9 protein-coding genes are annotated in these 9818 nt (G+C 51.1%); 5 read left to right on the top strand and 4 right to left on the bottom strand.

What is annotated here, in order from left to right; genetic code table 11:
* A partial coding sequence (locus ACRC27_RS09150) for a metallophosphoesterase (protein WP_438639734.1) occupies nucleotides 1–332 on the bottom strand: 332 nt, incomplete at its 3' end.
* Nucleotides 333–626: 294 nt separating this feature from the next.
* Between ACRC27_RS09150 and cysG the strand changes: the two genes are divergently transcribed.
* Genes cysG through cysQ form a run of 5 tightly spaced genes read left to right on the top strand, consistent with a single transcriptional unit; the run spans nucleotide 627 to nucleotide 5949 of the window.
* A complete protein-coding gene (gene cysG, locus ACRC27_RS09145) occupies nucleotides 627–2129 on the top strand; it encodes a siroheme synthase CysG (RefSeq protein WP_438639733.1) in 1503 nt (500 codons plus the stop codon).
* A gap of 9 nt (nucleotides 2130–2138) precedes the next feature.
* On the top strand, nucleotides 2139–3047 hold the full coding sequence (gene cysD / locus ACRC27_RS09140) for a sulfate adenylyltransferase subunit CysD (RefSeq protein ID WP_438623445.1): 909 nt from the start codon (nucleotides 2139–2141) through the stop codon (nucleotides 3045–3047).
* Nucleotides 3048–3058: 11 nt separating this feature from the next.
* Nucleotides 3059–4540 carry a sulfate adenylyltransferase subunit CysN gene (cysN, locus tag ACRC27_RS09135; RefSeq protein WP_438639732.1) on the top strand — a complete coding sequence of 494 codons (1482 nt, stop codon included), beginning with the start codon at nucleotides 3059–3061 and terminating at the stop codon, nucleotides 4538–4540.
* The gene (cysC, locus tag ACRC27_RS09130; RefSeq protein ID WP_438631313.1) at nucleotides 4533–5180 is read left to right on the top strand and encodes an adenylyl-sulfate kinase; all 648 of its coding nucleotides are present in this window, start codon (nucleotides 4533–4535) and stop codon (nucleotides 5178–5180) included. Before cysN ends, cysC begins: the two co-directional genes overlap by 8 nt.
* 13 nt (nucleotides 5181–5193) lie before the next feature.
* On the top strand, nucleotides 5194–5949 hold the full coding sequence (gene cysQ, locus ACRC27_RS09125; RefSeq protein WP_438631311.1) for a 3'(2'),5'-bisphosphate nucleotidase CysQ: 756 nt from the start codon (nucleotides 5194–5196) through the stop codon (nucleotides 5947–5949).
* A gap of 131 nt (nucleotides 5950–6080) precedes the next feature.
* On the opposite strand, the gene ACRC27_RS09120 is transcribed toward cysQ, so the two are convergent.
* The 3 genes from ACRC27_RS09120 to ACRC27_RS09110 form a co-directional block, all read right to left on the bottom strand.
* Nucleotides 6081–7010, bottom strand: coding sequence for a TIGR03899 family protein (locus ACRC27_RS09120; RefSeq protein WP_438623441.1), 930 nt, complete (start codon nucleotides 7008–7010; stop codon nucleotides 6081–6083).
* A gap of 618 nt (nucleotides 7011–7628) precedes the next feature.
* A complete protein-coding gene (locus ACRC27_RS09115; RefSeq protein ID WP_438623577.1) occupies nucleotides 7629–8372 on the bottom strand; it encodes a phosphoadenylyl-sulfate reductase in 744 nt (247 codons plus the stop codon).
* A 113-nt stretch (nucleotides 8373–8485) separates the two neighbouring features.
* On the bottom strand, nucleotides 8486–9818 hold a 1333-nt coding region (locus tag ACRC27_RS09110; protein WP_438639731.1), incomplete at its 5' end, for an NADPH-dependent assimilatory sulfite reductase hemoprotein subunit.

The following is a 9818-nucleotide window of genomic DNA, read 5'->3' as shown; positions in this document are numbered from 1 at the left end:
AAATTCATAGCCTTGTAGACAGGATGTACGTCGCCTTTTTTTAGCCCTTTTGCCGCCTGATAATCCCCCATCGGGCTGCCTTGAATCAGATCGCCGTTATCCACCAGCACGCTATTTTTAGCTTCTTTGCGTGCCGCATCAATCAAGGTTGCCGTACGGGTTAAACCAAACTTTTCAGTAGCATGATCTTTGTAATAGTCATAATCCATCATGTTACTGTGCAAATCCGTGGTTTCCAGCACGCGCAGGGAAACGGTTGCGGCACTTGCCACACCAGAGCAGATCAAACCTGCCGCAATAGCCAGCGCCAGCGGAGTACGCGATAAAGACATAAAAATTCCTCGAGCAAACAGTAGGGGTAAGAAATTCCCGACAAGGGTAGCAAATCTGTATGTATAGCGAGTTTTTTACGTGACACTCTGTGAACCTCATCTCGTTTAATTCGCGTATCCCACGCCCCGTTATTTACCCGCACGAGCAACCTCTGTTCACTGCCAAACACCCGCTGCGATGAAAGCGCCGGAATTAGAACAAAACGGAATTTGAAATGCGAATTCAGCATTTATACGTCTATCAATAACGCTCTATAGTGCTTGCCAGAGAGGGAATTACTGCCGAGGGTTGTCATGGAATACTTACCCCTATTTGCCCAGATTAAAGGGCGTTCGGTTTTAGTTGTGGGTGGCGGCAGCGTAGCTGAGCGTAAAATTGCCTTACTGCTAAGTGCTCAAGCCAACATTCAGATTGTCAGTGCCAGCTTAACTGCCGCACTGCAACAACATCTTGAACAACAGCAGTTACAGTGGCTGAGTACCACCTTTAACCCCGCCCAGCTCGATGGCCAGTTTTTGGTGATTGCCGCAACAGATGACAACAGCCTTAACGCTGAAGTGAGCGCGGCTGCAGAGGCGCGCGGTATTTTTGTGAATGTGGTGGATAACAAAGCCCTGTGCTCATTTATTGTACCCGCCATTATTGACCGTTCACCGATTGTGGTAGCGGTCTCTTCCGGCGGAGCGGCCCCCGTACTGGTTCGGCTCATTCGCGAAAAACTCGAAGCAACCCTGCCAACACACCTTGGTGCAATGGCAACATTGGCTGACAAATGGCGTGGCAAAGTCAAAGCTGCACTGCCCTCGGTAACGGCCCGTCGGCGTTTTTGGGAGGCCCTGTTTGGTGGCCGCTTCTCTAGCTTGGTACAAAATGGGCAACAAGCGCAGGCGGAGATCACCCTTGAGCAGGCTTTGGCTACGGTAATTAATCAAACTACCGCCGAGCCACAAACACCTAAACAATCTGCTCACCAACAGCCCGTGCATCAACACAGTGCAAATGATGACAATGCCACCGTGACCGCAGGCGAGGTTTTTCTGGTCGGTGCCGGCCCCGGTGATCCCGGTTTGCTGACACTGCGGGCATTGCAGGTTTTGCAGCAGGCTGATGTTGTGCTGTACGACTATCTTGTTTCAGATGCCATTTTAGAGCTGATTCGGCGGGATGCAGAGCGTCTGTGTGTCGGTAAAAAAGCGGGTTTTCACTCTGTTCCACAAGATGAGATCAATGCCACCTTGCTGGCACTGGCACAGGCCGGAAAACGGGTTGTACGGCTCAAAGGCGGAGACCCGTTTATTTTTGGCCGTGGGGCGGAAGAGTTAGAAGCCCTGATCCCCGCCGGTATTCCGTTTCAAGTTGTGCCAGGGATCACTGCCGCTGCAGGCGCAACCGCCTATGCCGGAATTCCGCTGACACACCGAGACTATGCGCAAACGGCCATGTTCATCACCGGACACTGCCGGCCTGATGGCGATCAGCTCGACTGGTCAACACTGGCCCGTGGCCGCCAGACACTGGCGATTTATATGGGCACGGTTAAAGCGGCCGAGATCCAGCAGCAACTGATCGCGCATGGGCGGGCAGCCTCTACTCCGGTAGCCATTATCGCCAAAGGAACACGCCCTGATCAGCAAGTGCTACGCGGTGAACTGCAACAGCTCTCGACACTCGCCCAGCACGCTGACTCTCCGGCACTGATTATTGTCGGGGAAGTTGCTGCACTGGCCGACTCTCTGCACTGGTTTGGTGAACGGCCACACAGCCCACTTTGGCCTTCTGTTGTAAATTTGGTTTAAGGAAATCGCATGGACGTAAAACAACTGACCCATTTACAGCAACTTGAAGCCGAAAGTATCCATATTCTTCGGGAAGTTGCCGCTGAATTTACCAATCCGGTGATGATGTACTCGATTGGTAAAGACTCCTCCGTCATGCTGCATCTGGCCCGTAAAGCCTTCTATCCGGGAAAAATTCCCTTCCCGTTGCTGCATGTTGATACCGGTTGGAAATTCCGTGAAATGTATGAATTTCGTGATCGCACCGCCAAAGAGTATGGCTTTGAGCTGCTGGTTCACCGCAATCCTGACGGGCTGGCGATGAACATCAACCCGTTTGTACATGGCAGTGCTAAACATACCGATATCATGAAAACCGAAGGGCTTAAGCAAGCACTCAACCACTACAAATTTGATGCCGCCTTTGGTGGTGCACGCCGTGATGAAGAGAAATCGCGCGCTAAAGAGCGGATCTACTCATTTCGGGATCAAGCACACCGCTGGGATCCGAAAAATCAGCGTCCTGAGCTGTGGCACAACTATAACGGCCAGATCAACAAAGGTGAGAGTATCCGCGTCTTTCCCCTGTCAAACTGGACCGAGCTGGATATCTGGCAATACATCTTTCTCGAAGGGATCAACATCGTCCCACTGTATCTGGCCAAAGAGCGCCCTGTATTAGAGCGCGATGGCATGCTGCTGATGGTTGATGATGATCGCATCGAACTGCAGCCGCACGAGCGCATTGAGCAGCGTAAGGTCCGTTTTCGTACACTCGGTTGCTGGCCGCTGACCGGTGCAATTGAATCTGATGCTGACAGTCTGACTGCCATCATTGAAGAGATGTTGTTATCAAGCAGCAGCGAACGGCAAGGGCGGCTGATCGATAAAGATCAGGCCGGATCAATGGAGATGAAAAAGCGTCAGGGATACTTCTAAGGAGCGGCATCATGAATAACTATATTGCACAACAAATTGCCGAACAGGGCGTGGAAGCCTACCTGCTGGCGCAACAACATAAAGGATTGCTGCGTTTCTTAACCTGTGGAAGTGTTGATGACGGTAAAAGCACCTTAATTGGGCGATTACTGCATGATACCCGCCAGATTTATGAAGATCAGCTCAGTTCACTGCACGCAGACAGCCGCCGGATAGGTACTGCTGGTGAGAAACTCGATCTGGCCCTATTGGTTGACGGGCTGCAAGCCGAGCGTGAGCAAGGCATCACCATTGATGTGGCTTACCGCTATTTTTCAACTGATAAACGTAAATTTATCATTGCCGATACCCCCGGCCATGAGCAGTACACCCGTAATATGGCCACCGGCGCATCTACCTGTGATGTGGCAATTTTACTGATTGATGCCCGCAAAGGCATGCTCAGTCAAACCCGTCGCCATAGCTTTATCGCCAACTTGCTCGGTATCCGCCACTTTGTAGTCGCAGTCAATAAAATGGATCTGGTCGGTTACAGTGCTGAGATTTTTGCGCAAATCAAACAAGATTATCTGGCATTTGCTGACCGTTTAAACCCTGAGTTACAAATCACGATTTTGCCGCTATCAGCCCTTGATGGTGATAACGTGGTACAGCGTACTGAAAACCTCAACTGGTATCAGGGGCCAGCACTGTTGCAGGTGCTCGAAGAGATTGATGTTGTGCAATCGCGTACCGAGCAGGCGTTACGCTTCCCAGTACAATATGTCAGCCGCCCAGATCGTGATTTTCGCGGTTACGCCGGAACACTGGCCTCAGGCACTGTCGCGGTCGGGCAAAAACTCAAAGTGCTGCCTTCAGGATTGGAAACTCATGTCAGCCGTATAGTGACCTTTGATGGCGATCTGCCCGTTGCCGTACCGGGGCAGGCGATTACACTGGTTCTGGCCGATGAGATTGATATCAGCCGTGGCGACCTGCTGATTGCCGCAGACGATCCGTTGCAAACCACCTCGCGCATTCTGGCCGATGTGGTGTGGATGACAGAACAGCCCTTACAGGTGGGAAAAACCTACGACATCAAGCTGGCCGGAAAGAAAACACAAGCCCGTATCAGCGCGATACTGCACCAAACCGATGTAAACAGCCACGCGCAGCATGAAACTGACGCATTGCCGCTCAACGGCATCGGGCGTGTCGAGATTGAATTTACCGAACCTCTGGCGCTCGATACCTATCGACAAAGTGCTGAATGTGGCAGTTTTATCTTTATTGACCGCTTGAGCAATGTCACCGTCGGCGCTGGACTTATCCACCAGCGTTTATCCACGCGCGATACCACCGACGCTGCACAACAAGCAGGTGCAGCACCAAGTCAACCCTACAGCGCCTTTGAACGTGAGCTCAATGCACTGATCCGCAAACAGTATCCACACTGGGGCGCACGTGATATCAGCACAGATATCTCTGATAACACCGGCATCTCTTATGAATAGATCAGATATCAATCAAGCAAGCATCAATCAATCGGGCATTGATAAGCCCGATAACATCGTCTGGCATGCTCATCCGGTTAAACAGGCTGCCCGCGAGCAACTTCATCAGCACCGCGCCGCGGTGCTCTGGTTTACCGGATTATCCGGTGCAGGAAAATCAACACTGGCCGGTGCGCTCGAACACGCCCTGTTCCAACGCGGGATCCACACCTACCTGCTCGATGGGGATAACGTCCGCCATGGCTTATGCCGCGACCTCAGTTTTAGTGCGGCAGACCGTCGCGAAAACATTCGGCGGGTGGGTGAAGTCAGTAAACTGATGGTGGATGCGGGGCTGGTTGTGCTCACCGCATTTATCTCACCGCACCGCGATGAGCGCCGTTTAGTGCGTGAATTAGTCGAGCCAGATCAATTTATTGAGGTGTATGTCGATACGCCGCTCACGGAATGTGAACGCCGCGACGTAAAAGGGCTGTACAAAAAGGCGCGCGCGGGTGAAATTCAAGACTTTACGGGCATCGATGCCGTGTACGAAGCCCCACAAAATCCGGAAGTGCATCTTCACAGCGATCAGCACTCTGTCAGTGAACTGGTCGATACATTACTGGAGGCGCTGAAAACACGTGGCATCATTAGGTAAGAGAGGTACACCTATGTTGCAGGCGTTAGAGAAGATCGCACGCGAAGCGGGAGCCGCCATTATGTCGGCCTATCAACGTGAAGTGACTATCGTGCATAAAGCCGATGCGTCGCCGTTGACCGAAGCCGATCTGGCTGCACATCACATTATTGTGAACGGGCTGACATCACTCACCGCAGGGATCCCAGTGCTCTCGGAAGAGGCTGCCGTATTACCGTGGGAGACCCGCCGCCACTGGACACGATTCTGGCTGGTTGACCCGCTTGATGGTACAAAAGAGTTTATCAAGCGTAACGGTGAGTTTACCGTCAACATCGCGCTGATTGAGCACGGTGTTCCTATCATGGCAGTGGTGTATGCCCCTGCTCAAGATAAGCTCTATTTAGCTGAAGGCGGTAAGGCATGGCGCATTCATAATGGTCAGCGTGATAGCCTGCAAGTGCAGCAAGCAATGCCTCCGGTCGTCATTGCCAGCCGTTCGCATCAAGACCCGCAGCTTAATCGCTATCTCAATGAACTTGGGCCGCACACCTTGATGGCGGTAGGCTCATCACTCAAATTCTGTTTAGTGGCCGAGGGCAGCGCCCAGCTCTACCCGCGCTTTGGCCGTACAATGGCGTGGGATACCGCAGCCGGACACTGTATCGCACAAGCGGCTGGCGCAGTTATTGAAACGCTCGATAACCAACCGCTGCGTTATAACCAGCGCGAAGATCTGGCCAACCCTGCCTTTATGGTTCGCGTACCTTGGCAACGGGGCTGCTGCTAACAACGCAAACGTTGCAAGACACATCAGCAACACAAGCGGCCATGCACATACAAAGGCGCAAATATAGCCTCAATCAAATATAGCCATACAAACTCCGCACCCTGTTGCGGAGTTTTTTTATCCCATTGGCCCTACAATACGCCAGCAGATGCAGTAACCGTGGTCTGACGTACAGATACCGCAACATGTGCGCCAAACAACGTACTGAGCAACTGCACATATTCGGGCAACACATTACCGGTGAGCAGTTGCGACAACTCCTCACCCACCGGGCTAAATCGGTAGTAGGTTAAACGGTGTCCGGCCTCTGCAGCAGTCAAGCTAAGATCGCTACCGGAAAAATGCAGGTGAAACGGTTTTCCGGCGATTAAACTTCCCGACTCCAGCTCGCCACCCAACAACAAACCCAGCTCTTGCAGTAACAGTAACGCACTGTAAGGCAGTTTGAATGTCCCCAGATTGAGCTGCTCAGGCAACGCCGCCCGAAAGAGTGCCTTCAGCCCACTTTTCGCCGGCCGTAAACCGGTGATGATTCGCTTAGAGGCACTGTCACTGCTAAAACTGCATGACACCGCACACGCACGCTGAAACAGCCGCGCTTCACGCTGCGTCATATCACGCAGGGTACGCAGCGCCTTAATTGAAAAGCTTCCCGGCTGCACAATTTCCTGTGCCAAAATTCGGCCCCACAAACGCTGCATGGCACTGCCACGCGTCTCTTGTGCCAACTGTAAAAAACTGCTGATCCAGTCAGGATCAGCCTCCACCGCCAGCGTATCTTGACACAAGCTTGCACCAATTCGCATGATGCTCTCTAAGTTGGCTTGCCGATCACGCTGCTCTTGCTGCAAGCGCTGCTGTAATCGCTGAGTCAGTGTTAGCGTCTGTTGCGGGTAGATTTTTCCGTCAATATGTCGCGCAGTGGCAATATCAATGGCACGTTTACGCGCACTAATCAGGCGCGGGTTGGTACTGTGCATCTCTTCTGTTGTTTTCGCATCAAACGGTATATTTCCGCCATCAGTATCATCACTGTCTGTTTTTCGATCTGCCTGCGGCATTCCCTGCACTCCTTAAAAAAGCAATCGTGGAGAGGATTGCAAAACTGATAAATTAAACATATTGTTAACCTTGCAGCTACATTGCGGAGATTAAAATATGCATACAATCATCAAAAAGCATATATGGGATTTTTTTATCGCCATTGGCTATATATGCTCACTGCTCTTTTTAGCGCAATATCTGGCAAGATAGCGACTAACATCACTGCTCTGCCCGTTTGCTATATCGGCTGCAATCTATTTTTGTAGAGTGACAAACATATCTCTACTACTAAACCGTGCAAGACATAAACATCCCTATAAAAAACAAACTCATTAAACGTAAACCAGCCACACACAAAATAAAAATAGAGAATAAAAATAAGAAAGAAAAATAGAGCAGAGCACCAGAATAAAAGGGAAAGGGAAAGGGAAAGGGAAAGAGAAAGAGAAAGAGAAAGAGAAAGAGAAAGAGAAACCTAGTGTATGAATAGAAAAAATCCACAGTAAATAAAAAAATATAAAAAATAGCCACGAGGAAAAAGCACACTCACGGTGCGCTCTTTTCCCTGTGAATGTGGCTATTCAATAGCACTTAATAAAATAACGCTTAATCTGCGATTAACCACTCTGCATTAATTAGATACCCGACCCCTGATTCTCAGGCTCTTCATGCAAACCACACTCGCGTTTCAAACCAAAAAAGCGAGTCTGCTCTTCACTCATGCCCGGCTCCCATTTCTGGGTAGTATGGGTATCGCCCACCGATAAATACCCCTGTTCACGCAGTGGGTGATAAGGCAGTTGATGCTCGGTAAGGTACTGGTAAATCTGGCGATCACTCCAATCAACAATCGGTAAAAACTTAAATACCCCACGTTGTATCGCCAATATCGGCAGAGCAGCTCGACTGTCTGACTGGCTATGGCGTAAACCAGAAAACCACGTTTGCGCGCCTAAACTTTGTAATGCCCGCTGCATCGGCTCAACTTTATTGAGCTGATTATATTGGGTGATCCCCTCTACCCCCTGCTCCCACAACCGACCATAACGCGCCTCTTGCCACGCCGGTGAGTGCTCGGCACGAAAAATGTGTAGATTAAGCTGTAAACGCTCGGTCAGCTCATCAATAAAACGGTAGGTTTCTGCAAATAGATAACCAGTATCGGTCAGGATAACGGGGATCTGCGGTTGCTGAACACTGAGTAAATGCAGGCAGACGGCGGCCTGAATACCAAAGCTTGATGAGAGCACATGCTGCGCCGGAAGCTGAGTTAATGCCCACGCGACCCGCTGTTCAGCCGTCAGGGTTAGCAACAACTGGTTAATCGGGGCTAATTGCTGTTGCTGTGCTGCTTTATCCAACAGCAATAGCTCTGCCAGCGCAGGTACGTGCAGCGCTGTGGCTGCCCGTGGCAACGATAAGGAATCCGATGATAGAGAGACCATAATAACCTCAAAGGATACCGCCAACAGGCGATATCCGGTAGTCAGACTCAGTGGTAAAAATCACGTGCCGGATCAGTCACCGCACGAACAATGCCACTACGCAGGGTAAAATCACCAAAGGGTTCATTATCAAGGCGTTCAGCTGACCAGCGGCCAATTAGCTGATCCAGCTCATTGAGGATCTCCGCTTCGCTGATGTTTTCACGATATAGCCGCGGAATACGCTCACCAGTCAGGCTACCGCCTAGATGCAGGTTATAACGGCCCAGTGCTTTGCCCACCAGCCCAACCTCTGCCAACATGGCACGGCCACACCCATTCGGACAACCTGTTACACGTAAAATCAGATGCTCATGTGCCAACTGATGCTTTTGTAATAACTGTTCAACATCCGTCACCAAACCGGGCAGATAACGCTCCGCTTCGGCCATGGCCAGCGGGCAGGTTGGCAGTGAAACACACGCCATGGCGTTTTGCCGCAGGGCACTGACACCCTCGGTCAGCAAGCCGTGCTGACGCGCCAGCTTTTCAATCTGGGCTTTTTGCTCTAGCGGGACACCGGCAATGATCAAGTTTTGGTTGGCTGTTAAGCGAAAATCACCGCTGTGCTGTTGGGCGATTTCCCGTAAGCCCGTTTTCAGTGTCTGCTCGGCCGTATCAATGATGCGCCCGTTCTCAATAAATAAGGTGAGATGCCATTTACCGTCAATGCCTTCTACCCAGCCAAATCTGTCACCTCGGCCGGTAAAGGCATACGGGCGGATCGGGGCAAACGTAACACCCGAACGGCGCTCGACTTCGGCTTTGAAGGTATCGACCCCGATACGCTCTAAAGTATATTTGGTTTTTGAGGTACGCCGGTTACTCCTGTCACCAAAATCGCGCTGTGTCGTCACCACAGCTTCTGCAATTTTTATGGCATCTTCTTTTGCGATATAACCAAATTCCGTGGCCGTACGCGGGAAGGTGGCCTGATCGCCATGCGTCATGCCCAAACCACCGCCAATCAGTACGTTAAAGCCCACTAACTGGCCTTGCTCTGCTATCGCAACAAAGTTCAGGTCATTAGCATGCAAATCAACATCATTTTGTGGCGGGATAACAACAGTCATTTTGAACTTGCGTGGCAGATAGGTTGCGCCATAAATCGGCTCTTGCTCACCGCCAGCTACTTTTTCTTCGTCCAGCCAAATCTCGGCATAGCCTTTGGCGTTGGGCATAAAGTGATCTGAGAGCGTTTTGGCATACTCATACGCCTGCGCATGCAACACCGACTCTGCGGGGTTAGAGGTACACATCACATTGCGGTTGACATCACCGGCGGTAAAAATAGAGTCAATCCCGACTTTATCGAGCCCCTGAAAGACCGATTTCAGGTTA

The organism is Plesiomonas sp. (assembly GCF_051650925.1).
Lineage (GTDB): Bacteria > Pseudomonadota > Gammaproteobacteria > Enterobacterales > CAMTGL01 > Plesiomonas.
This window is presented reverse-complemented; position numbering and strand designations above follow the sequence as displayed.

Coding starts and splice junctions, on each gene's coding strand:
- cysN (WP_438639732.1), top strand. CDS start 3,059: ATGAATAACTATATTGCACAACAAATTGCCGAACAGGGCGTGGAAGCC.
- cysQ (WP_438631311.1), top strand. CDS start 5,194: ATGTTGCAGGCGTTAGAGAAGATCGCACGCGAAGCGGGAGCCGCCATT.
- ACRC27_RS09120 (WP_438623441.1), bottom strand. CDS start 7,010: ATGCCGCAGGCAGATCGAAAAACAGACAGTGATGATACTGATGGCGGA.
- cysG (WP_438639733.1), top strand. CDS start 627: ATGGAATACTTACCCCTATTTGCCCAGATTAAAGGGCGTTCGGTTTTA.
- cysC (WP_438631313.1), top strand. CDS start 4,533: ATGAATAGATCAGATATCAATCAAGCAAGCATCAATCAATCGGGCATT.
- cysD (WP_438623445.1), top strand. CDS start 2,139: ATGGACGTAAAACAACTGACCCATTTACAGCAACTTGAAGCCGAAAGT.